Source organism: Arenibacter certesii DSM 19833, from assembly GCF_000429545.1.
Lineage (GTDB): Bacteria > Bacteroidota > Bacteroidia > Flavobacteriales > Flavobacteriaceae > Arenibacter > Arenibacter certesii.
In genome coordinates this window covers 1-23,176 of sequence record NZ_AUCB01000005.1, presented here as the reverse complement: position 1 = coordinate 23,176, position 23,176 = coordinate 1, and the positions used below count along the sequence as shown (strand labels likewise).

22 protein-coding genes and 1 pseudogene are annotated in these 23,176 nt (G+C 39.2%); 10 read left to right on the top strand and 13 right to left on the bottom strand.

Features of this window, described 5'->3' with window-relative positions; genetic code table 11:
* Positions 1-10: 10 nt before the first annotated feature.
* The gene (locus tag G466_RS0102155; RefSeq protein WP_026812168.1) at positions 11-1,114 is read right to left on the bottom strand and encodes a fatty acid desaturase family protein; all 1,104 of its coding nucleotides are present in this window, start codon (positions 1,112-1,114) and stop codon (positions 11-13) included.
* Positions 1,115-1,227: 113 nt separating this feature from the next.
* Between G466_RS0102155 and rsmG the strand changes: the two genes are divergently transcribed.
* Positions 1,228-1,863, top strand: a complete 636-nt coding sequence (gene rsmG, locus G466_RS0102150) for a 16S rRNA (guanine(527)-N(7))-methyltransferase RsmG (RefSeq protein WP_026812167.1) — start codon at positions 1,228-1,230, stop codon at positions 1,861-1,863.
* Between the two features lie 288 nt (positions 1,864-2,151).
* Here rsmG and pruA read toward each other — a convergent pair whose 3' ends face one another.
* The 3 genes from pruA to G466_RS0102135 all read right to left on the bottom strand — a co-directional run bounded on the left by pruA (position 2,152) and on the right by G466_RS0102135 (position 6,113).
* Entirely contained in the window at positions 2,152-3,780 is a 1,629-nt protein-coding gene (pruA, locus tag G466_RS0102145; protein ID WP_026812166.1) for an L-glutamate gamma-semialdehyde dehydrogenase, read from the bottom strand.
* 314 nt (positions 3,781-4,094) lie between these two features.
* On the bottom strand, positions 4,095-4,481 hold the full coding sequence (gene apaG, locus G466_RS0102140) for a Co2+/Mg2+ efflux protein ApaG (RefSeq protein ID WP_026812165.1): 387 nt from the start codon (positions 4,479-4,481) through the stop codon (positions 4,095-4,097).
* 387 nt (positions 4,482-4,868) lie between these two features.
* On the bottom strand, positions 4,869-6,113 hold the full coding sequence (locus G466_RS0102135; protein ID WP_026812164.1) for a type IX secretion system plug protein: 1,245 nt from the start codon (positions 6,111-6,113) through the stop codon (positions 4,869-4,871).
* A gap of 149 nt (positions 6,114-6,262) precedes the next feature.
* Here G466_RS0102135 and G466_RS0102130 point away from each other — a divergent pair, with 149 nt between their 5' ends.
* From G466_RS0102130 to G466_RS0102095, 8 genes are all read left to right on the top strand, one after another.
* The gene (locus tag G466_RS0102130; protein ID WP_026812163.1) at positions 6,263-7,612 is read left to right on the top strand and encodes a Na(+)-translocating NADH-quinone reductase subunit A; all 1,350 of its coding nucleotides are present in this window, start codon (positions 6,263-6,265) and stop codon (positions 7,610-7,612) included.
* Between the two features lie 2 nt (positions 7,613-7,614).
* The gene (locus G466_RS0102125; RefSeq protein ID WP_026812162.1) at positions 7,615-8,883 is read left to right on the top strand and encodes an NADH:ubiquinone reductase (Na(+)-transporting) subunit B; all 1,269 of its coding nucleotides are present in this window, start codon (positions 7,615-7,617) and stop codon (positions 8,881-8,883) included.
* 2 nt (positions 8,884-8,885) lie between these two features.
* Positions 8,886-9,641, top strand: coding sequence for a Na(+)-translocating NADH-quinone reductase subunit C (locus G466_RS0102120; protein ID WP_026812161.1), 756 nt, complete (start codon positions 8,886-8,888; stop codon positions 9,639-9,641).
* A gap of 3 nt (positions 9,642-9,644) precedes the next feature.
* Entirely contained in the window at positions 9,645-10,292 is a 648-nt protein-coding gene (locus tag G466_RS0102115; RefSeq protein ID WP_026812160.1) for an NADH:ubiquinone reductase (Na(+)-transporting) subunit D, read from the top strand.
* Between the two features lie 24 nt (positions 10,293-10,316).
* Positions 10,317-11,057 (top strand): NADH:ubiquinone reductase (Na(+)-transporting) subunit E, encoded by a 741-nt coding sequence (gene nqrE / locus G466_RS0102110; protein ID WP_026812159.1) that lies wholly within the window; start codon positions 10,317-10,319, stop codon positions 11,055-11,057.
* Positions 11,058-11,060: 3 nt separating this feature from the next.
* Positions 11,061-12,368, top strand: coding sequence for an NADH:ubiquinone reductase (Na(+)-transporting) subunit F (gene nqrF / locus G466_RS0102105; protein ID WP_026812158.1), 1,308 nt, complete (start codon positions 11,061-11,063; stop codon positions 12,366-12,368).
* 101 nt (positions 12,369-12,469) lie between these two features.
* Complete coding sequence (locus G466_RS0102100) at positions 12,470-12,829, top strand: hypothetical protein (protein WP_026812157.1); 360 nt, start codon at positions 12,470-12,472, stop codon at positions 12,827-12,829.
* On the top strand, positions 12,807-13,838 hold the full coding sequence (locus G466_RS0102095; RefSeq protein ID WP_026812156.1) for an FAD:protein FMN transferase: 1,032 nt from the start codon (positions 12,807-12,809) through the stop codon (positions 13,836-13,838). Before G466_RS0102100 ends, G466_RS0102095 begins: the two co-directional genes overlap by 23 nt.
* Here the strand turns inward: G466_RS0102095 and G466_RS0102090 are convergent, their stop codons facing one another.
* The 3 genes from G466_RS0102090 to gpmI form a co-directional block, all read right to left on the bottom strand.
* Positions 13,839-14,606, bottom strand: coding sequence for a class I SAM-dependent methyltransferase (locus G466_RS0102090; RefSeq protein WP_026812155.1), 768 nt, complete (start codon positions 14,604-14,606; stop codon positions 13,839-13,841).
* Between the two features lie 176 nt (positions 14,607-14,782).
* Entirely contained in the window at positions 14,783-15,601 is an 819-nt protein-coding gene (gene map / locus G466_RS0102085; RefSeq protein WP_026812154.1) for a type I methionyl aminopeptidase, read from the bottom strand.
* Positions 15,602-15,677: 76 nt separating this feature from the next.
* Entirely contained in the window at positions 15,678-17,195 is a 1,518-nt protein-coding gene (gene gpmI / locus G466_RS0102080; protein WP_026812153.1) for a 2,3-bisphosphoglycerate-independent phosphoglycerate mutase, read from the bottom strand.
* A 230-nt stretch (positions 17,196-17,425) separates the two neighbouring features.
* Here gpmI and G466_RS0102075 point away from each other — a divergent pair, with 230 nt between their 5' ends.
* Positions 17,426-17,818 (top strand): ankyrin repeat domain-containing protein, encoded by a 393-nt coding sequence (locus G466_RS0102075; RefSeq protein ID WP_026812152.1) that lies wholly within the window; start codon positions 17,426-17,428, stop codon positions 17,816-17,818.
* Positions 17,819-17,947: 129 nt separating this feature from the next.
* Here G466_RS0102075 and G466_RS24645 read toward each other — a convergent pair whose 3' ends face one another.
* The 6 genes and pseudogenes from G466_RS24645 to G466_RS24060 all read right to left on the bottom strand — a co-directional run.
* Positions 17,948-18,115: a DUF6747 family protein gene (locus G466_RS24645; RefSeq protein WP_308427454.1), complete on the bottom strand. Its 168-nt coding sequence runs from the start codon at positions 18,113-18,115 to the stop codon at positions 17,948-17,950.
* A 131-nt stretch (positions 18,116-18,246) separates the two neighbouring features.
* Complete coding sequence (locus G466_RS0102070) at positions 18,247-19,011, bottom strand: M48 family metalloprotease (protein WP_026812151.1); 765 nt, start codon at positions 19,009-19,011, stop codon at positions 18,247-18,249.
* 33 nt (positions 19,012-19,044) lie between these two features.
* Positions 19,045-19,236 carry a hypothetical protein gene (locus tag G466_RS0102065; protein WP_026812150.1) on the bottom strand — a complete coding sequence of 64 codons (192 nt, stop codon included), beginning with the start codon at positions 19,234-19,236 and terminating at the stop codon, positions 19,045-19,047.
* A gap of 78 nt (positions 19,237-19,314) precedes the next feature.
* Positions 19,315-20,049 (bottom strand): M15 family metallopeptidase, encoded by a 735-nt coding sequence (locus tag G466_RS0102060; protein WP_026812149.1) that lies wholly within the window; start codon positions 20,047-20,049, stop codon positions 19,315-19,317.
* A gap of 520 nt (positions 20,050-20,569) precedes the next feature.
* Complete coding sequence (locus tag G466_RS0102055) at positions 20,570-21,724, bottom strand: gliding motility-associated C-terminal domain-containing protein (protein WP_026812148.1); 1,155 nt, start codon at positions 21,722-21,724, stop codon at positions 20,570-20,572.
* A gap of 29 nt (positions 21,725-21,753) precedes the next feature.
* Positions 21,754-23,176: pseudogene (locus G466_RS24060) on the bottom strand (hypothetical protein); the annotation flags it as partial.

The following is a 23,176-nucleotide window of genomic DNA, read 5'->3' as shown; positions in this document are numbered from 1 at the left end:
AGTATTAGGTTTACTGATATTGTATTTCTGGATTTTTGCCCAATTCTTTTAAATGTTTGAAGTGCGAAATTATAGCTTTTCTTGTAGTTTCATATTCGTTGTAAGGCAAATTAAATTCATTTGCAGTCTCTTTAACAATTTTAGCAATATTTGTGTAATGAATGTGGCTAATGTTGGGGAAGATATGATGTTCTACCTGATGATTAAGTCCGCCCGTAAACCAATTAACGATTCTGTTTTTGGTGCCAAAATTCACGGTAGTGAAAAGTTGATGGATTGCCCAAGTATTTTTCATACTGCCGTCTTCTGCAGGTAGAGGCGTGTCTGCATGGTCTACTACGTGTGCTAATTGGAAAACAACACTTAAAATAACCCCTGCCACATAATGCATGATAAAGAATCCTAATAAAATCTTCCACCATGCTATACTAAGAAATAACATGGGAATTATAATCCAAATGGTAAGGTAGATAAGTTTGGTAACCACTAGCATGCTCCAGTTTAAAATAGGACTAGGGAACTTACCATAAGATAATTTTCTTTTAGTGTACCGGTACATTTGTTGGAAATCGGTAGTAATGGCCCAGTTAAAGGTCAACAGTCCATATAGTAGAATGGAATAGTAATGTTGGAATCTATGAAACTTATGCCATTTGGCGTGCTTAGAGAATCTAAGGATCCTACCTGCTTCTAGGTCTTCATCGTGTTCGTGTATGTTGGTGTAAGTGTGGTGCAGTACGTTGTGTTGTACCTGCCAGTTGTAAACATTTCCTGCAAGTATGTAAATACTTCCTCCCATTATTTTGTTTACCCACTTTTTATTGGAATATGCACCATGGTTACCATCGTGCATTACGTTCATGCCTACACCTGCCATGCCTATTCCCATGACGATGGTAAGCAGTAGATTTGCCCAATTAGGCAATCCTAGCGTAAGTATTAAGAAGTACGGAGCTAGGAACAGCGTGAACATAACGGCTGTTTTTATATGTAATTTCCAGTTGCCTGTTTTTTTAATGTTATTTTCCTTAAAGTAATCGTTGACTCTTTTATTTAATGTTCTGAAAAACTGAGCTGAATCTTTTCTAGAAAATCGAATGGTTTTATTCTCCATGATTTAATTTTTTGTAAATATACGGTAAAAGAAAATTATTTATTATTTAGGTGTAGTTAAAACGAAGCCAATGGCCATGAAATTGCTATTTTTGGCAATAATTTATCAAAAATATGGATCTTACTATTATCTATAAATACTTTCCCGAGTTAACGGAGTTGCAAAAAGAGCAATTTACAAAGTTGCAAGAAGTTTACCAAGATTGGAATATGAAAATCAATGTGGTTTCTAGGAAGGATATAGATGAACTTTATATTCGCCACGTTTTGCATTCTTTGGCAATCGCAAAATTTCAAGAGTTTGCTCCAAATTCCTCGGTATTAGATGTAGGAACGGGTGGTGGATTTCCTGGGATTCCCCTAGCGATTCTATTTCCGGAAACACAGTTTGTTTTGGTAGATGCCATAGGCAAGAAAATTAAAGTGGTACAAGAGGTGGTAGATAAACTGGGGATTACCAACGTAACGGCTATTCATTCCCGTGTGGAGGAGTTAGATCAGCAATTTGATTTTATTGTTAGTAGAGCTGTAGCGATCATGCCCACCTTTGTGCATTGGGTAAAGGGGAAAATAAAAAAGGACTCTGTTCACGATCGAAAAAATGGCATCCTTTATCTTAAGGGTGGCGATTTGGAAGAAGAATTAAAAGAGTATCGTACCGTAGAAGTATATCCGATATCGGATTATTTTGAGGAAGAGTTTTTTGAAACTAAGAAATTGGTTTATCTGCCAATGAAGTATAAGGTTTAAAGCTTTAACATAAATTGGTATGAATCTCTACAGCGTTTTGCATATTCCTTTAGTGATTTAGGGAAGTTCGCGGCCCAAGAAGTTATTTCTAAATTTTTCCTGTTGTGGGTTGTTGGTCTGTTCATTAAAGTAATGTTTTAGGTTGTAAGTGGATAGTCGTTATATGGTAACGCTAAATTTCAACCAATATTGTGTTCGGGGAAGGGTATTCTTTTTCCGGAAATCATAAAATAAAAAAACCCGTAGCGCCATTAGCACTACGGGTTTTTTGTTCAAACGCGACTTGTTCTATCCTAGGAATGGATATTTATAATTTACAGGAGTTACAAAAGTCTCCTTTATTAATCTTGGAGATACCCATCGCAATAGGTTTTGTGCAGATCCTGCTTTGTCATTGGTGCCAGAGGCCCTAGCGCCACCAAAAGGTTGTTGTCCTACTACGGCGCCAGTAGGCTTGTCATTAATGTAGAAGTTACCAGCACAGTTCTGTAGTGCTTTTGTAGCCTCATCTATGGCGTATCGATCACCGGAAATAACGGCTCCCGTAAGCGCGTATTCAGAAGTGCTGTCTACTAACTTTAGGGTATCTGACCATTCTTTATCTTCGTAAACATATATAGTAACTACGGGTCCAAACAGCTCTGTTTCCATAGTAGTGTACTTTGGATCGGTAGTGACTATCACCGTTGGCTCTATGAAATAGCCCTTGGTCTTATCATAATTCCCACCTGCAAATATGGTTGCTTTTTTGTCCTTTTTAGCCTGGTCTATATACTTGGCCAATTTGTCAAATGAGGCTTCGTGGATTACGGCAGTAATAAAATTCCCCATATTTTCTGGAGATCCTGGTTTGTTCATAGACGCTAGGTCCGCCTTCACAAATTCCAATATTTCGTTAGAAATCGATTTTGGAAGATATACTCTGGAAGCGGCACTACATTTCTGTCCTTGAAATTCAAATGCACCTCTAACAATAGCGGTAGAAACTTGTTTTGGATTGGCTGTTGGATGCGCAATAATAAAATCCTTGCCCCCTGTTTCGCCTACGATCCTAGGGTAGGTTTTGTAGGTGTGTATGTTGTTGCCAATCTGTTTCCATAGTTCCTTAAATACATGTGTAGATCCGGTGTAGTGAAGACCTGCAAAGTCTGGACTATCCAAAGCTACTTTGGTAATCATTACTGGGTCGCCATATACTACGTTGATTACTCCGTCTGGTACGCCGGCCTCCTTAAAAATGTCTACGATTACCTTTGCGGAATATACTTGGCTATCGCTAGGTTTCCACAATACCACGTTCCCCATCATGGCGGCACTGGCTGAAAGGTTTCCTGCAATAGCAGTAAAGTTGAAAGGGGTTATAGCATAGACAAAACCTTCTAATGGTCTATATTCTACGCGGTTCCAAATACCTTCAGAAGAATCTGGTTGATCTGCATAGATCTGAGACATATACTCCACGTTAAAACGTAGGAAGTCTATAAGCTCACACGCGGCATCAATTTCAGCCTGATGAATCGTTTTAGACTGTGCAATCATGGTGGCTGCATTGATCTTGGCCCTATATGGTCCTGCAATCAATTCTGCAGCTTTCAAAAAAATAGCGGCCCGTTGCTCCCAAGGCAGATTTGCCCATTTTTCACGGGATTCCAAAGCATTTTCGATAGCTTCTGAAACATGTTTCTTTTCTGCAAGGTGATAATGCCCTACAATATGTTGATGGTCATGTGGAGGAGACATAGGCTTGGTGTTGCCTGTTCTCACCTCTTTGCTTCCAATGTACATTGGAATATCTACAGAATTGTTAAAGTAGCTATTGTATTGAATCAATACTTCTTCCCGTTCTGGAGATCCCGGTTTGTAGCTCTTTATTGGCTCATTATATGCTGTAGGTACTTGAAAAAAACCTTTACCCATAATTATGATTTTAAATATTTAATTTCACGCAAAGGTACTAAAAGCATCCGCGATAATAAAACATGACAGAATAGGATTATTGGGTTTTAGGGAGCAAGATTTTATGGGTTATAAGGGAGTGCTCGCGTAAAAAATAGATGATGTAGTTGGTGGTAAGGTGAGGGGTATATATAAAAATTGTTAGGCGCAACTTACTGTATTGAACCTGATTCAAAAACAATAACAGCGCGTTTAATTACGTGTTTTTCATCGTAAGCACAGCAGCACCTTGCTTTTCTAAGTGAATTTATAATTAAAGTGTCTTCTTATTGATTTTAATTCAATGCAAAAGGTGCGCTAAATTTAAAGGTGGGGATGTAAACTCTAAACTTCTCGGAAGTCGATAAAGTTACCATATTGTAATGTCCTTTCATAGCGCCAATAGTAGAAGCTAATAGGCAGCCAGAGCTGTAAGTATGGGATTCCCCTGGCTTAATAACGGGTTTTTGCCCAATTACTCCTTCGCCGTCTAAAATTTCCAACTCATTTAATGAGTCATAAATTTGCCAGTGACGGGAGGTAAGTTGAACTGAATTTTTACTTTGGTTTTCAATGGTAATGGTATACCCAAAGGCAAAGTGCATTTTATAATTCTTAAAAAATGTACCTTCAAAAGTGGTGCTAACGGATATCTTTATCCCTTTGGTTACCTGTGTAATCATAAGATTCTCATCTAAACTTATTAATAAAAAAAGCTATTTCTTTCGGTAAAACGAATGGGCATCCGGACTATTCTTCAATGGGCCTTTTGCTTTAAACTTGATTGTTTTATTCTCCCTGCCAAATGCCGATTATGAACTAAGTAATCGACTTAATAATAAGGGTTTTCAAAAATACAAAGAAAAATTTCGATGTCTTTAACTTTAATGCCAATGCTATTAACTTTAACGAGAGTGCGTGTTTTTTTGCTTTCCGACAGCAAGGTATAGAAGAAAAAATAAAGGGAGAAGGTAATTAACAATTATTCGGTGTAAATGCTTCAATCTTAGCCCTTCGTCAAGGAAAGCGTGAATATCTGGTGATGATATGGTTTTAGGGGTATTTTAATGCTAATTTGTGATGCTCCTAGAATTTGCTGATCCAATTCCTATCAGGCTGTCGTGCTGATCTCCAAATTGCCTGTAATATACAAGGATTAAGTATTTGTTTTCAGTAAAATGAAAGTTTCCGGAAATGGTATTTTTATCTAAGGTGCCGTCCTGGCGTACCATTACATATTTATAGTTGTAAAACCCTTGTTTCAGTTTAAGTGTGACTTCCATATGGCCTGTCTCCTCATTATAGGTCATTAGGTTCTCCTCGTTTAACGCGTAATTATTAAATTTCCCATATACGTATACTTCATTTAGACCGATCTTATCCGTGTAGGGGAGTTTAAAATGTACATAGGTGTATTCTGCTTCCCTGGACGCTTCTGGCCCCTGAAGGGTTCTTATTACAAAATCCCCATTGATATCAGGATAATAGGTGTAGGGACGGTCATACCTAAAGTAATCTGCAAATAAATAGTGGTTGTAGAGGTCAGTGAGCGCTATTCTTGAAATGGAAGAGCTAGGGGCTCGTACGTCCTTGGTATCAAAATTAAAATATTCATTCCCACCAAAGAAACTGGTTTCTTTATCGTATTTGTAGACCAGTTCGGTGCCAAGGATAAACTGCGGTGGTATATTTCCAAGGGAGGTGGCCCATTGATCGTTTTGTAAAATTGCTATTTTAACCTCCTTGCTGGGGTTTGTTAATGGGTAATTTTGGGTGTTGATATTAAATTGAACTACCTGTTTTTCATTGATGTGGTTAAAATCCCTAGACCGTTTAACAACTCCGCCTACCTTTACCCTATCTTCATAAACCAGAAATCTTCGAGAAAACTGAATTTCATTGTAGCTATTGTAAACCTCTAAAATATAATTGCCGCTAACTTTTAGCTTGGTGTACTCATTGGGAATGCTAAGTTTGTAATTTGAGTAGGGCTGTAAAGTGGAGTAGCTGTTTTGGTAATCTGTAATTCGCTCATTGTCCATTCCCTGTAAATATTGCGACTTTAACAGTGAGGAGGGGGTCCAATCGTAATTGCAATGTACAATTTTATAGTAATAATCCTGTTCATTGGCAAGGAGATCATCAAATTCTAAAAAAACAGTTTCACCCAATGCAACTATAGGAAATTGATCATCCGTATTGCCTTTAAATTGGATAGATTTAATATGGGTGGGGGCGTTTATTTCCTCCTGAATCTGTGCATGAATGGAAAGGCTAAAAATTAAGAAGAAAACAATGCTAATTATACTACGCATGTGGCCAATTTTTAGGGTAAAGGTAAACAAAAAGCGGGCCTAATGTCGATTGGGGCTATCAAACACTAAATTTATCGATATTTATTATGAAAACTTTCTATTAAGTGCTAAATTTGCACGAAATTTTGATAACCTAAGGTCTACTAAATATGTCAAAAGACATTCGAATTAAGAAAGGCTTGAACATTAATCTTATTGGCGAAGCGGAAAAATCTATTTCCAAGGCTGTAGTGAGTAATGTTTATGCGATCAATCTTCTGGAATTTCACGGAATTACTCCCAAAATGTTAGTTAAGCAAGGTGCTGAGGTAAAGGCAGGAGAGCCACTGTTTTATAATAAAGACGTGGAAGATATGCTTTTTGTCTCACCAGTAAGCGGAGAATTAATAGAAGTGGAGCGAGGAGCGAGGAGAAGAATATTGTCGCTAAAAATTTTAGCCGATAAGAATCAGGAATCTATTGCTCATGCCCCAGTGTCTTCAAGCAGCAGTGCAGAAGATATAAAGGCTTTGCTGTTAAAATCGGGTTGTTGGCCATTTATCAAACAAAGGCCTTATGATATTATCGCAAATCCAGAGGTGGCTCCTAAGGCCATTTTTGTTTCGGCATATGTAACCAGTCCTTTAGCGGCAAATTTAGAGTTTTCGTTAAAAGGAAAGGATAAGGAGATTCAGGCGGCATTGAACGCTTTGAATAAGCTTACTCCAGGGAAGGTTCATGTGTCTATAGGGAAAGGTGAAAATTCTATTTTCTCGGGAATGGAGGGGATTGAATTGCACAAAGTGTCAGGACCACACCCAGCCGGATTGGTGGGTACTCAGATTAATAGAATAGATCCTATTAATAAAGGGGAGGTTGCTTGGACCATTACCCCGCAAGACCTTGTGGTTATAGGAGAGTTAATGCTTACCGGGAAATATAATCCTGAGCGAGTGATAGCTTTAGTAGGTTCTTCTGTAAAAGCACCAAAATACTATACTACTAAGATAGGTTCGGAAGTTTCTACATTTCTTTATGCCAGTGGCGTAAACTCGAAAAACTTTAGGGTTATCAATGGCGATGTACTTACAGGTATTAAAACACAGCCAGATGGTCACTTAGGTTTTTATAATAACACCGTTAGTGTAATTCCAGAAGGAGATGACTATGAATTCTTCGGTTGGAACAAGCCTGTTTTTAATAAGATATCATCTACTAGGTCACTTACATTCTCTTGGTTGCAGCCAAAGAAGAAATATGACTTGGATACCAATACCAATGGGGAGTATAGAAACTTTGTGCTTACAGGTTTCTATGAAGAGGTTTTTCCTTTAGATATTTATCCATTACAGCTTTTAAAAGCGTGTATGGTACAGGATATAGATGAGATGGAACAACTGGGACTGTATGAAGTGGCTCCTGAAGATTTCGCACTTACTGAATTTATTTGTGTCTCTAAACAGCCCCATCAGCAGATTATTAGGGAAGGGTTGGATTTATTATATAAAGAAATAGGATAAAGATGAGCTTAAAAAATAATTTACATCAACTAAAAGAAAAGTATAGGGGCAAGAAAATGGCCCCGGCATTTAATGCCTTGCATACTTTCTTGTATTCGCCTAATGAAACAACCCATTCTGGGTCTCATATTCGTGCAGTAGACGATTTAAAGCGTACCATGAATACGGTGATAATGGCATTGGTTCCTGTTTTAATATTTGGAATCTTCAATGCAGGTTATCAACATTACGCCGCTGTAGATGCTGCTAATGGAATTATCCGTGAAGCATCTCTTTTTGGAAACTTCTTAACATGGGATAACTTCATTATGGGAGCTTGGACGGTATTGCCCCTTGTAATTGTTTCTTATGGGGTAGGTCTTGCGATAGAGTTTCTTTTTGCCGTAATGAAAGGGCATGAAGTGGAAGAAGGGTATTTGGTTACAGGGATGTTGGTGCCTTTGATTGTTCCTGTAGATACTCCGTTATGGATGTTGGCAGTTGCTGTTGCCTTTGGTGTGGTAATTGGAAAAGAAGTATTTGGTGGTACAGGGATGAATATCCTAAACCCAGCATTGACCATTAGAGCATTTTTATTTTTTGCGTATCCTACTTGGATGAGTGGTGATAAGGTATGGGTGCACCAAGCAGTTGATTTAGCTGGTGGTCCAGATGCTATTTCAGGGGAAACTGTATTAGGTTTCTTGGCTCAGGGAAAGACTTCAGAGATGTCTTATTCTGTTGCTGATATGTTCTACGGATTTATCCCCGGTTCCGTTGGGGAAACTTCAACTTTGCTAATTCTTCTAGGTGGACTCTTTTTACTTTTTACTAAAGTTGCCAGTTGGAGGATTATGGTAAGTGCCGTTGCAGGTTCTTTAATTATGGGACTTATTTTTAACGTCGCCGTTTCTGCAGGTTGGATTACAGAGACAAGTACCTTTTATGGTTTAATGAGCTTTGAGTATTGGAAGCACTTACTAGTGGGTGGATTGGCATTTGGTATCGTGTATATGGCTACTGACCCGGTAACGGGAGCACAGACCAATCGTGGAAAATGGATCTATGGGTTCTTTATTGGATTGATCTCTGTATTGATCAGGGTATTCAATCCAGCTTATCCAGAAGGGGTTTTCTTGGCCATCTTGTTAATGAACGTATTTGCTCCTACAATTGATCATTATGTGGTTAAAGGAAATATAAACAGAAGGTTGAAACGTGCAAAAAATGCTATGGTTTTACCTACGGATGGTGAAGGAAAAGCAGAAAAATTAAAAGCAGAAACAGTATAGACATGGCAGTTAATACAGAGAAGAATAGTTATACGGTTATTTTTGCCGCCATTATGGTGGTTATCGTTGGATCGGTTTTAGCTTTTTTAGCTTCATCACTTAGTGGAAAGATCAGTGAAAACGAAAGATTAGAGAAGCAACAGAACATTCTTTATGCCATGGGGGTAAATGAGAATGGAGATGATGAAGGCAGTGTAAATTTTGTTTCAACCAGCGAAGTAGCGGGCGAATTCGAAAAGTACATTAAAGAGCAATTGGTTATTCAAGGTGATGATATTACTAAGGATGAGAATGCGTACCTCATTGATCTTAAAAAAGAAGAATCTTTGGCAAAGACAGGTAAGGAAAGAAGACTTCCCTTATTTGTTGGAGAAAGAGATGGAAAAGAATACTATATTATCCCTATGCGGGGCAAAGGGCTCTGGGATGCAATATGGGGATTTATGTCTTTAGACGCTAATATGGTAGTTCAAGGTGTTTTCTTTGACCACGCTGGTGAAACGCCAGGTCTTGGTGCAAATATTAACCAACGTTATTTTATGGACGATTTTATTGGGGAGTCTGTCCTTAGCGGAAGTAGATACGTAGGTGTTGAAGTTGCTAAGGGAAACAATGACCCTACCAATGAGCGAAAAGACGATAATGCTGTAGATGCATTGGCAGGTTCTACGATCACTGGTAATGGAGTTACCGCAATGATCAGAGAAACTTTAAATTTATATAAACCCTATTTGGAAACCATAAGAGTTAAAAAATAAACTATGGCACTACTTTCAAAAAAAGATACAAATCTATTATTAGATCCGCTATCGGATAACAACCCTATTACCATTCAGGTATTGGGTATATGTTCTGCCCTAGCAATTACAGCCGAATTAAAAGCCTCTATAGTAATGGCAATTTCGGTATTGTTTGTAATGGGAATGGGGAACGTTGTTATTTCCTTGATGAGAAACATCATCCCATCAAAAATTAGAATTATTGTTCAATTGGTCGTTGTAGCGACTCTTGTGATTATAGTGGATCAAGTTTTAAAGGCGTTCGCCTATGAGCTTAGTAAAACCCTATCTGTTTTTGTGGGGTTAATCATTACCAACTGTATCATTATGGGACGTTTTGAGGCTTTTGCTTTGGCCAACGGAACTTGGAGATCCTTCTTGGACGGTATTGGAAATGCCGCTGGATATGGAGTTATTCTAGTTATCATTGGTTTCTTTAGAGAGCTTTTAGGTTCTGGGACCTTGCTAGGATATAAGGTCTTGGGTGATCCTATCGCTAAAACCGGACTATATTCCATAGGCTATGAGAACAACGGGTTTATGTTGTTGTCACCAATGGCATTGATCGTGGTTGGACTCATTATCTGGGTACAGCGTTCAAGAAATAAGGCCTTAATAGAAGAAAACTAGTAGTTACCAAAATAATAGAATGTTATGTTAGAACATATAGAGTTATTTTTTAAATCCATATTTATTGATAATATGGTATTTGCGACCTTCTTAGGAATGTGTTCCTATCTGGCGGTATCCAAAAGGGTAGCTACAGCAGTAGGTCTTGGAGCTGCGGTAATCTTTGTATTGGCTGTGACGGTTCCTTTAAACTGGTTGTTAGATCAGTACCTTCTTAGGGATGGGGCATTGGCATGGTTAGGACCAGAGTACGCCGATTATAATCTTGGATTTTTATCCTTTATTCTGTTTATCGCGACTATTGCTACTATGGTGCAATTGGTAGAGATTGTAGTGGAGAAATTCTCTCCTGCCCTTTATAATTCCTTGGGGATATTTTTACCGCTTATTGCAGTAAACTGTGCCATCTTAGGTGGATCTTTGTTTATGCAGTCTAGAGATATCCAGACTTTAGGATTGGCCTTTAATTATGGACTTAGTTCTGGGATAGGATGGTTCCTTGCTATTCTGGCCATCGCTGCTATTAGAGAGAAAATTAGATATTCTAATGTGCCTGCACCTTTAAGAGGTCTTGGCATTACCTTTATAATTACAGGTCTAATGGCAATTGGTTTCATGAGCTTTGGAGGTATGTTGACCGGGGGAGACGAAGCTGCTCAGGAAGAAGTGCCTACTACAGTTCAAAAAGAGAATGAGGATAAAATTTCGGAAGAGGCTAAAGAAAATACCGTTTCCTATAACAACGCTATAAAAAACAAAAACTAGAAGATGATATTAGCTACAAGCACACTTGGAACTATACTGATAACAGTAATCGCGTTTTTAATACTGTTGTTATTGTTGGTGGCACTTTTGCTGTTCACCAAAGAGAAATTATCCCCGTCAGGACCAGTGACCATTACCATTAATGGGGAAAGAAAAATTGAAGTTGGTTCTGGAGACAGTCTATTGACCACCTTAGGAAATCAAAAGATCTTCCTTCCATCTGCCTGTGGTGGAGGTGGAACTTGTATTCAGTGCGAGTGCCACGTTCTAGAAGGTGGTGGAGAAGCATTGCCTACAGAAACCCCGCACTTCTCTAGAAGGGAATTAAGTGAAGGAATTCGTTTGGCTTGCCAGGTAAAGGTAAAACAGGATATGGACATCACCATTCCTGAAGAAGTCTTTGGTATTAAAAAATGGGAGGCTACCGTCGTTAGAAACTATAACGTGGCATCCTTTATTAAGGAGTTCGTAGTTGAAATTCCCGAAGATATGGGCTATAAGGCTGGCGGATATATTCAAATTGAGATTCCTGAATGTGAGGTGAAATTCTCTGAAATGGATATCACTGCGCACCCAGAAGAGCACGAGACACCAGATAAGTTTCAGGCAGAATGGGACAAATTTAACCTATGGCCTTTAGTAATGAAAAACTCCGAAACGGTAGAAAGAGCTTATTCTATGGCTTCTTACCCTGCTGAAGGAAGAGAGATTATGTTGAACGTACGTATTGCTACTCCGCCATGGGATAGGAACAAAAATGGATGGATGGATGTAAACCCAGGTATTGCATCATCCTATATCTTTAACCTAAAGAAAGGCGATAAGTGTATTATTTCTGGACCTTACGGTGAGTTCTTTATCAATGAATCTGAGTCTGAGATGTTGTACGTAGGTGGTGGTGCCGGAATGGCTCCAATGAGATCGCATCTATATCATTTGTTCCACACCCTAAAAACCAATAGAAAGGTTACTTATTGGTATGGTGGTAGGTCTAAACGTGAGTTATTCTATTTGGATCATTTTAAGCAGTTGGAGGATCAGTTCCCTAACTTTAAATTCTACTTGGCACTTTCAGAACCATTAGAGGAAGATAACTGGAAAGTAAAAGAGAATATAGATGCTCCTGGAGATGGGTTCGTTGGATTTATTCACAATTGTGTAATAGAAAACTACCTTAACCATCACGAAAATCCAGAAGATATTGAATTGTACTTCTGTGGACCTCCATTGATGAACAAGGCGGTACAGAAAATGGGAGAAGATTTTGGTATCCCGGATGAGCATATTAGATTTGATGATTTTGGTGGGTAATCCAAAGTTGATATTTATCTAAATGATTTTAAAGACCTGTCCTGTTTCCAAAACAAGACAGGTCTCTTTTTTTTAACCGTTTATTTATTTTAATATTTAAAATGAGAAAAGAATTAACCAATCAGGAATTGCATAATCTGGCCATGAATATTGTTGGAAAAGAGCTAGAGGCCCAAGGGTACGAATTTATGGGGGTGAATAGTGAGCTTAAAAAAAATCCACAATTTGTGTGCTTAAAAGACAGGAAGCTTCATTTTATTGTGGTTCGTAATGTTCCCTATCCGTTAGATCCTAAAGCGTATGATGAGGAATTTATGCAGAAAATGAAAGATCACGCAGAGAAACAGGAGGGGGAGGCGTATTATGCAGGAGTAGGGCTCTACAATGCTGTAGATAGAAGCTTACCGGTTTATTTAAATGAAGACTATATTTTAGAATATGAAGGACTTGTTAAATTATAATTATTCCTGGATAATTACCATTCCACTTTTATTCCTGGTTATGGGTTGTGGGCAGAAAAATGGGAAGTGGGTGAAAAATGGTAATGTAGGAGAAGCGCTGGGGACCACTTATAGCTTGATCTATATCGCGGAAGAAGAGCTCGACTATCAAAAGGAGATCGATTCTATCTTTAAGGTAATAAACCAATCTATGTCTACCTATATCCCTAATTCGGATATTTCTAGGATTAATAGTGGCGATACTACTGTGGTAGTAGATCATATGTTTAAGGAGGTGTTTAACCTTTCTAATGAGATATATACTGCCACTGAGGGCTATTTTGACCCCACTGTGGGCGCTTTGGTCAATGCATGGGGCTTTGGTCCAGGAAAGGAGCTGGATATGAATAGCGAGCGTGTAGATAGTCTTTTGCAATATGTGGGTTTTAATAAAGTGAGTATCACGCCAGAGAATAAGATAACAAAAGCTGACCCTACTATTTATTTCGATTTTAATGCTATTGCTAAAGGATATGCAGTAGATAGAATAGCAGTGTTCTTAGATGCTAAAGGGATTAAGAATTATTTGCTTGAAGTAGGGGGAGAACTGGTTGCGAAAGGTGAGAATGCCATTAAGAATAAGCAATGGGTAGTGGCTATAGACGACCCCCAGATGGATTGGGAAAGGACTTCCAAGAAAACCGTAAATATGAAGGATAATGCAATGGCCTCTTCTGGGAATTATAGGAAGTTTAAAATTGATCCAGATACGGGTGACAAATATGTACATACCATTGATCCATTGACCGGATTTACCAAAAACTCCAATATCCTGGCCGTAACAATAGTGGCGAAGGACTGTGCTACTGCAGACGCCTATGCTACCGCATTTATGGCGATGGACCTGGCGCACTCCAAGGAGATATTAAATGCAGATGAAACTTTGGAGGGTTATATTATATATTTGGATGATAGCGGGGAGGTATTGGAGTATATGACCGATGGTTTTAAAACGATGGTGATAAAATAATTATTTGGTTACCAGTGGGATTATTTCCCCTGGTGCCAAACGGTAGCGGTCTACTTCATCAGGGGTTAGTTTCGTGTTGGTGTAGTCTACCTCCGTTACCTTAAAACCAATAGTACGTAGTTTGTCAAAATAGTCACGTCCATAAATCCGCACATGATCGTACTGACCAAATATTTTGGCTCTTTCCTTCCTGTCTGTAATGGTGTTGTCTTCAAAAGTGTGGGCTCTTTTTAAATCTTGAGGGATCTGAAAAATTCCCCAGCCACCAGGTTTTAAGATTCTATAAAGTTCTTTCATTGCCTGAGTGTCATCTTGTATGTGTTCTAACACATGGTTACAAAGAACTACATCATAAGTGTTATCCTGAAAAGGTAGATCGCAAATGTCCGCTGTAATATCTGCTAAAGGAGATTCTAGATCGGTGGTGGTATAATCTAAATTTTCAAGTTTCCCAAAACGTTTGTAGAATGCCTGTTCTGGTGCAAAGTGTAAAACTTTGAGACGCTTTTTAAAAAAATCCGTTTCGTTTTTTAGATACAACCACAATAATCTGTGCCGTTCCAAGGATAGAGTGGAGGGGGACAACACGTTTTCTCGCGGACGCTCATAACCATAGGGTAGAAACTTCCTAAAGGTTTTTCCATCTATAGGGTCGGTGTACTTAGTGCCACGCATGGCCAATGCCAATATGGGCCTGGCTACATAGCTTAAATTTATAAGTATTGGTCTAGGAACCGAGTTAAGGATCAGTTTAAATATGTTTTTCAATGCCATTGTTAAAAGTTGGGGTAGCCCTGTGAGGTAAGGTTTATCATTTACCTGCTATTCTGATGTAGGTTGTTTGACGAGCATAAACCTGACGAGAATAGGAGGAGCAAAAAAATCGAAATCTATAGGATACAAAAACTCCTGTTTGTTTAAAACAGGAGTTTAGAATTATCTTATTACAGCACTAACGCTTTTTGGCGGAATTCATCCTCCTCATCGCTAGTGATTCCCAAGGCTTCGTAGATATAGGCAAAGGTAGAGAGTATCTCTGGTTTGCCATTTACAATGGCCACATTGTGCTCAAAATGGGCGCTGGGCTTTCCATCCCGAGTGAGAATGGTCCATCCGTCACTCAATTGTTTTATATGGCGTGTTCCTAAATTGGTCATGGGCTCTATGGCAACCACCATTCCCTCGGTAAATTTCTTTCCTCGGCCTCGCTTCCCGTAATTGGGCATTTCAGGGTCTTCATGCATCTTGCGTCCTATACCGTGACCTACTAATTCCCGTACTACTCCATAACCGTGGTCTTCTGTGAACTTTTGAATGGCAAATCCAACATCACCAACGCGATTACCAACCTTAAATTCTCGAATTCCAATATAAAGTGACTCTTTGGTTACTTCCAGAAGTTTTTTTATTTCCGGGGAAACTTCTCCCACTTCAAAGGTGTAGGCATGATCTCCGTAAAAATCATTCTTCAAGGCCCCACAGTCAATAGATATAATATCTCCTTCTTCAAGGGGGGTATCGTTAGGAATACCATGTACCACTTGAGCATTAGGACTCATACAAAGTGAATTGGGAAAATCATACATTCCAAGAAATCCTGGAGTTGCCCCGTGATCACGGATAAAGGTTTCTGCCAGCTTATCCAAGTGCAAGGTGGTTACGCCAGGCTTTACTTCACTGGCCAACATCCCCAAGGTTTTACTTACGATTAATGCACTCTCGCGCATTAATTCTATCTCTTCCGGTGTTTTTGTTATAATCATAGTCTACAAAGGTAAAACATTACTATTAGAACTGGAAACCCCTATTCTTAGGTTTCTACTTCCAACATCAATCTCCTTAAATTAAGCTTTGCCCTGTCATTACTTTTGGTTGTGGCACTCCTAAAAGTGCAAGAATGGTAGGGGCAATATCACCTAACACCCCATCTTTAATATGTTGTAGTTCCTTGTCTACCAGAATTAAGGGAACCGGATTGGTAGTATGGGCCGTATTGGGGCTACCGTCGGGGTTTATCATGGTTTCACAATTGCCATGATCTGCAATTACCAAGGTGGTGTACCCGTTCCTGAGTCCAGCAGTAATGACCGAATTGGCACAACTGTCCACTACCTCACATGCTTTTATCGCTGCTTGCATATCTCCAGTATGACCTACCATATCCGGGTTGGCAAAATTTAAACATACAAAATCTACTTCTCCCTTATCTAGCTCAGGAATAATAGCATCACGAATTTCGTATGCACTCATTTCTGGCATTAAATCGTAGGTAGCCACTTTTGGTGACGGGCAAAGGATTCTTTGCTCCCCATCAAACGGAATTTCCCTTCCTCCATTGAAGAAGAATGTAACGTGAGGGTATTTTTCTGTCTCCGCAATACGGATCTGCTTCTTATTTGCTTTGGACAAGGTCTCGCCCAAAGTTTCCTCTATATTGTCTTTGTCATAGATTACTTTTACCCCAATATAGGAGTCGTCGTAATTGGTCATGGTAACATAGTAAAGGTCTAGTTTGTGCATGTTCAGCTCGTGCATATCTACCTGACTCAATACTTGGGTGAGTTCCCTACCACGATCCGTTCTAAAGTTGTAGAATAGTACTACATCCCCGTCTTTTATGGTTGCAAGTGGCTCGTTAATTTCATTGGTGACCACTAAAGGTTTCAAGAATTCATCGGTTATACCTTCCTCATAACTATTTAAAACAGCGGCTTGGATGTCTTGGGTTTTTGTACCCGCTCCATTTACCAAAAGATCGTAGGCCATTTTTACACGTTCCCATCTCTTATCTCGGTCCATAGCGTAATAACGACCAATAACGCTAGCCAATTTTACGTTCTTATCTGCACAGTAATCGGTTAACTCGGATAGATAACCAACGCCACTTTTAGGGTCTACGTCCCTACCATCCGTAAAGGCATGGACATAACTATTTTTAATGCCGTAGCTTTCACAAGCGTCTATAAGTCCTCTTAGGTGGGAGGTGTGACTATGTACGCCACCATCACTCAATAATCCTAAAAAATGTACTGTCTTATTATTGTTTTTAGCGTGTAATAAAGCTTCTTTTAAAACAAGCTCATCCTTTAAAGTGTTCTGGTCTATGGCAAGGTTAATTTTTGCGAGATCTTGATAAACGATCCTTCCAGCCCCTAAATTCATATGTCCTACCTCACTATTACCCATTTGTCCTTCTGGTAAACCCACATTCATACCATCGGTCAATAAATTGGCATTGGCATATTGTGTGTAAAGAGAGTCTATAAATGGGGTGTTGGCATTTTCAATTGCAGATACTTTGGGGTCGGGTGATTTTCCCCAACCGTCCAAAATCATTAGGATTACTTTTTTGTTCATAATGTTATTGTTATTCACGTCAAAAATAGAACTATTGCCCATGGAATACTAGAATTTGACCTATGAATTTTAAAATTACTGCCTCCTGTTATTAGATAGTACAGCCTACTATCAAACAGCTCTATTATGTTAATATTATGTTATTTAAATGTGATTTTTGTAACGAATTAACGAGTTCTCGGTCTTTTAGGTACAATCAAAAACTATTTTTTAATTTAATCGTATTCATCATGAGAAAAACAATCGTAATTGCTGCCATGGCATTTTTATGTATGGCAAGTGGCTTTAGTGCCGAAAAACTAGTGGACACCCAAGAAAATTATAGTTCGCCGCTAATAGAGAACCCCCGTGAACTAAATTCTTTTTGCAAAGCTATTATGAAAGGGGATATTAAAACCGTAAAACGGTTAATTGCATTGGGAGAGGATGTAAATGAAAAGTCTTTGGGAAAAACTCCGGTTATTTTTGCTGCCCGTTATAACAAGGCTGAAATTGTATCGCTCTTAATAAAAAATGGTGCAGACGTGACTATTAGGTGCGATAGTGGGTACACTGCAAAGAAACATGCAGAACTTTCTAATGCTACAGATGCTTTGGCAGTGATTAATGCGCATTTAAGATAATAACATAGCGGTATTGCTGTAAAATAAAAGAACCTATCGAAATTATCCGATAGGTTCTTTTCAATTTTTTAATGTGGTTGTTCTCTACTATAGTGTTCAGTTTAAGTAAGGGTGATTTTTTTTTTAGTATTAAAAATCGAATCCGGTAAAAATTCTGAACAAAAAAGCATAAAGTGCCAATGATAGCATAACGAGGCAGAAAACGGAATACAGCTTTAAAACAAATACTGCGAACTCCGGTTTACAATTCTCAAATGCATTTAAATAAAGGTGTTTAAAATGTAATAGTGTTCCCATATAGACTTGTTTAGATTAATAATAATCAAAGCTATAAGGGGTTAAATTGAACGAGTATGAAAGATTGGGAATCGTTGCAATATACTAAATTAATTGGAATTCAGGGGGTTAGGCCCTGTTTTATTTTGGTTCTAAAGGTTATTTTTATATTTTTCTATAGCGCTTTTTATTTTCTCTATCCTATTGTCCGGGTCGGGATGGGTGCTTTTAAATTCGGGAACTTGATTTGGCCCTGCGGCCTCTTTTAAAATTTCCATGACCCTAATCATTTCTTCTGGATCATAACCAGAGCGAAGCATAAATAAAACACCAAGATCATCACTTTCCAACTCATCTTCCCTACCATTGGTCAGTAAGGTGTTCTGTCCTATACTTCCTACAATATCGCCAGCATCGGCCCCTACGGAAGCGCCAACGGAGACTGTTTTCCAAAAGTTTCCTTCGGCAATCCTTTCGGCGGAGTGCCTACCGATCACATGGCCTATTTCATGGCCTAAAACCCCTGCCAACTGGGCTTCGTTTAATTTGGAAAGCAGGGCATAGGTAATAAAAACCTGTCCCCCGGGAAGTGCAAAGGCATTTATGGTCTGGTCGTCTGCTAGAAGGTGAAATTCATACTTATAGGGAGTTTCCCTGGCAACGCTATTGTTTACCAACTTGTTGCCTACTTGGTCTACAAGCGCCTGTAGGTTATCATCAGGATGGAGTCCGCCGTACTGCTGTGCAATTTGCGGGGCGCTCTGTAAGCCAATGGCAATCTCTTGGTCTGTACTCATGCTAATATTCTGCACCCTGCCAGTATAGGGATTCTCTTCCTTATTGGTGCAGCGTTGTACATAGGCGAAGGCGACAATGGCCAAGCCAATAAAAATCCTGATTTTCCAATTTCGCCTCATGATTACCTAATGTTAGTTTAAGTCAAAATAGTTCTAATGTCCAGTGCCAATTTGTGGCATATCGCTAAAAATCCAATGCCTCCCGTTCCCATTCCTTCCATTGCCGTTCTTATTGGCAACTACGGTTAAACAGCTGTGGCATACGTACGGATTTTGGTGGTTATTGCACCTAGAAGCGGCCAACATCCCAACTGCTTTATACGCATAATTGTCCTTGCTTACCATTGATATTGGTCCAACTTACGATGGGTAATGATTCCCCATTTCATCCGTCGTTTATTGAACAATTTACGAAAAAAATGGTTACAATAATTCGGGATTTATATCCAATATATTGTTTTGTATATACTCCCTAAGGAAGCCTGCCGTAAAGTTTTCCTTGCCAATAATATCTTCCTGCATAATCAGTTTTGCGATATTATTTCTCCGATATGCTTTTAACATAGGTCTAGAAATAGGGGCATAGCTGTAGTGCCAAGGTTCGTATTTAAACCCTTTCCTTTTTGGATTATCGGTGTAGACCAAATAAAAATCGAATTTATTGGCATTCTCGTCCATCCACTGCTTAAAAAGTTCAAAGGGGCCACCCGCTTCAAATTTTGCCGGGTCTAATACGCCACCGGTAGTTTTTGGGTAGCCATCAATTATATCCACATCCGTTCCCCAATGGTGTCTGCTGGTACCTGGGATGGTAGAATATTCAATAATTTTTTCTATTGCCGCCAGTTTAGACATACCCCTCTCATTGGTATTTTGCAGGTATTTGCGCTCCCAAATGGTATCTTGCCTAAAGAAGCTCCTAAAACTAGAAACCACTTTTAAATCGATTCCGTCACTAGAGGCCGCTTTTCTCATTTCTACGAAGGCATCATGGGCCGCTTTTTTCATATTGATGTCCTTCCCAAATAATGCGATGTCTTTTTTCCCCATTAATTCATCCAACGAATATTCCGAATCTTGGGCCATGGCAATCCCGGGCATTAGTGCTAATGCTAATCCGGTATAACCGCTTTTTTTAATAAAAGATCTTCTTTGCATAGGGCAATACGTGTTTAATAGTTGATTTTATGTACTCCATACCACTCAATAACACCGCAAGTGGCGCGTTTAGTGCTATAAATATAGGTTTCCTAATCTATAAACGGAAAGAGAAGGATAAAGTTATCCAATTTTAATAAAAATTGATGTTGGGTTAATTTGGAAATGGTGATTTACTGTAGCAATTGATTAATGTAACAATGAATTAATGTTGTAATTGATCAATGTAGCAATTTACCAATGATTTGGAGAGGTATCAATTTGGACATCAGGCGAGATGGAAGGCTTTTGAATAGCCACGACGCTTTAGTCTGTGGTTAAGTGATGCAATCGCTCCATGGCTTTAGCCGGTTATGTTCAGTTAAGTGTGACATTGTTATTTTATACCCAGTCTTTCTGGATAGGTTATAGCCAGAATAGCATCTCACTACTCATATCTAAATACCCACACCTCCCTGCAAATGTTTATTGCTAATCGTTTACCGCTAATTGTTTATTGAATATAACTGACGACTGAAAACTATCTCTTCCGTTCCAAATACAGATACCCCTGATAGCTTAACTTCAGGTCGTACATATCCACAATGTAATAATAGATGCCATCAGGGAGACCTTGATCGCGATTTATGACCAGATTATTAACGTTGGAATAACCGGTAAATCCGTTGGTGTAATTTTTTTCTTCGTACACTTTTAAACCATTCCGATCAAAGATCCTTAGCATGTGGTCTTGGGAGCGTTGTAGTTCTTCTATAAAGAGAAAATCGTTTACGCCATCGCCGTTTGGGGTGACCAAATAATTATCCAGTGTAAGTAAGTCTTTGGGTTTGGATGCGCTAGCAAAGGTAATGGCGGCATAATCCGAGGGTACAAAATTTCTGGAGATCAGCATTCCTGTTTCCAGGTCGCCCATTACGGATTCGGTTCCTAGATTTACCCACGAACCCCTGGCAATACTCCATCCTACCGGAATAATTTTTGCCACATTATCGGTGAGGGCAGCTAGATCACTATCGGGATTCCAGCTGATCTGGATACTGGAGTTTTCAGTGGCTTCCAGATGCCAGAATTCCTTGGTGCTGATTCGGCCAACGGACATAGGCTTTTGAATGGTATCAAACCGTTGCGTAGAAATTAAGGGATTGTCCACATTATCCCTATAGTAGGCGCATTTCACAAATTTGTTGGTAGTATTACTGACTAGGGTAAGGGCTCGGAGTTGGGTAGCATCGCCAACAGGAAATTCCATGGTACTTACGTTGTTTGCGGTAACATACCCATCTACTTTGGAAAAATCGGTTTCCCCTATATAATCGGCTTCGTCCAAAAAGTTGTAATACACCTCTTGTTGTTGCCTTGGGGTGGCAATATTCCCCTCAATAAAATTAGTGTTGTTTAGGACACTTATGCCGGTATTGAGTTGTACTTCTTGATCTAAAGCGATCTCGATATCGTAGAAAATGGGCATAAAAGCCCCAGAAACAGAAATAATATTACTACCATAAAACCCTACCAAACCCAAGTTTTGATCAAAGGCGGTATTATTGATGAGGTTGGTATGAAAGCCTATCTGCCCCTGTTCATGTATCCGGATATTACCGGTATTGTGCATAGCCGATTGGGCCTGGAGGCCTAGGCTTAACAAAATAGCGAATATGGCGAGGACATTTTTCATGGTTTTAGATGCACTAGTGTTTCTGCTTTCTATTGCTTTTGATTGTTGTTTTTAAGGAGCGATTTAATTTCTTCCAGGTCCTTTTTTATGGAATGGAGCTCCGAAGAAAGATTTTCGTTCTCTTTTTTAAGCTGCTCTATTTTCTTTTCCTGCTCAATAGTATGCAGGAACAATTCCTCAATTTTTTCCAGGTTTTGAAGGTTAGATTCACTCAAGTTCCAAAAGCCATCTTTTTTAACTTCTTCTGCCGATTTAATCCCTGGCAAGTGATTGTGTTGTTTTACAAATGCCTCAATCTCTGCCAAGCTTTTAAATTGGTAGTCGTTGTTTATGGTGGAATACCCTTGGAAGTATTTTTGGAAGACGTAGTCGGGGAGAACTAAATTTCCATTTAATAGTATATCTGCACCCACCGAAAGGCCTGCTGTGGTTAAAATAGTTCCTGTTGCATTGATTGTTCCAGTCACTGTAGTATTACCGGCTGCTAATGTACCAGTGGTAACAATATTTTGAGCGCCAAAGTTTGGAGCTATTTTTGTTCCAGCTATGTCAGCACCTGCATTAATATCAGCGTCAAGGATTGTTCCGTTCAAAATTTTATCAGTTGTTACAGCACCATCTTTTAGTTCAGATTCTCCCACGGAATCGGCATCCAACTCACTAGAGCCAATAGCATCTGGAGCTATGTCCCCTTGTCTTATTGAATTTAAAGCAATAGCTCCTCCTGGACCACCTTTAATTGCTCCAGGAGCAATATGACTTGCTTTGATGGCTCCGTCTGCTATCATGGTAGAGGTTACGGAGTTAGCTGCTAATACTGCGGGGGAGGGATCTTCCCATTTTACGGCCCCGCCTACGGTTGTTAAAACTTGGCCGTCTAATCCTTTATTAATTTTAGATTCAATGACATTACCATCTGCTATTTTATCTGTAGTGACTGCATTGTTAGCAATTTTTTCAGAGGTTACTGCTTGGTTCACAATTGTGAGTATTCCTGTATTATTTAAGGTAGCGTCACCTGTTATTGTTCGTGCTGCAGGATTGCCTGCATTATCCCCGATTATGACTTCGGCATTAGTTAATGTGGGTAGTGTACCAGAGTCATCTTCCGCTGGTGCCCAAATAGTTCCATTCCATTTAAGGACTTGGTTTTCAGCTGCTCCCATTGGACTTAGGTGTTCTGATTTGATGGTCTTACTTACAATTTTTTCAGAGGTTATAGCATCGTTTTCAATTGTAAGTACTCCTAAGTTATTTAAAGTTGCATCTCCTGATATTGTTATTTCTACTGGGATGTTGTCAATGTCACCGATTAGTATTTTCCCATTGCTTAAGTCTTTAATACCGGATCCGTCAGTGAGATCTTCTGTTAAAGTCCATCCTCCTGCACCTGCATTTGCCAACTCATCCCACTTTAATATTTGTCCATCAGTGGCTCCCATGTCACTTAGG